The sequence below is a fragment of the Candidatus Protofrankia californiensis genome, from assembly GCF_900634765.1.
Classification (GTDB): domain Bacteria; phylum Actinomycetota; class Actinomycetes; order Frankiales; family Frankiaceae; genus Protofrankia; species Protofrankia californiensis.
The window spans coordinates 28,987-29,577 of record NZ_CAAAFT010000495.1 but is presented as its reverse complement, the minus strand read 5'-3'; the positions used below and the strand labels follow the sequence as shown (position 1 = coordinate 29,577).

1 protein-coding gene is annotated in these 591 nt (G+C 51.4%); it reads right to left on the bottom strand.

Annotated elements, in window-relative coordinates:
* Window positions 1-70 precede the first annotated feature (70 nt).
* Window positions 71-591, bottom strand: a 521-nt coding sequence (locus tag DD1DGNOD_RS27565) for a hypothetical protein (protein ID WP_165037049.1), incomplete at its 5' end; no start/stop codon positions are given.

Sequence of the window (591 nt, the reverse complement as noted above, 5' to 3'; positions counted from 1 at the left end):
GCAGCACCTTTAAGCGGAGTGAACGGGTTAAAGCTGATCGCGATTATATTACCGCCATCAACTTGGACGCTCATGATCCTGGGCCTCTCACGTATGTGAACCGCTGGTATCCCTCGGCAGCTCTTTCTGTTATGGAAGGACCGCCTGGACCATCACTGGCATCTACAATTTTCCAGTCATCCTCAAACCAGTGCACCGTGCATACGTCGGTTCCCCAGCGTACTTGAGGGAGTAGTTTCGTGTCGGTGTTATCGTAAGCCCCGAAGCTAGCTGAAGACCAGACAGAAACGGTGGCTGAATCGGGCGTTTTCTGTTGAACCTCGAACCCGAGAATTCGAGAATTAAAACTGATCTTTGGATCGCTGATAGAAGTTGCACCGTAGCTGGTCGAATTATTTTTATCGACTTCGATGATGCGGTCCGCGAGTTTACTTGCTATTGATGTTTCGGATATCGACTTGAATATTGCATGGATGCGCGATGGCTCACGATTATATGTGGCAGAATAAGCGGCGACGTAATTGCCGCAGGCGCTTATGGCGCCGGCTTCGGTGTGGGGGTAGCCGACGGGGATCCCGAACTCGTTGACGC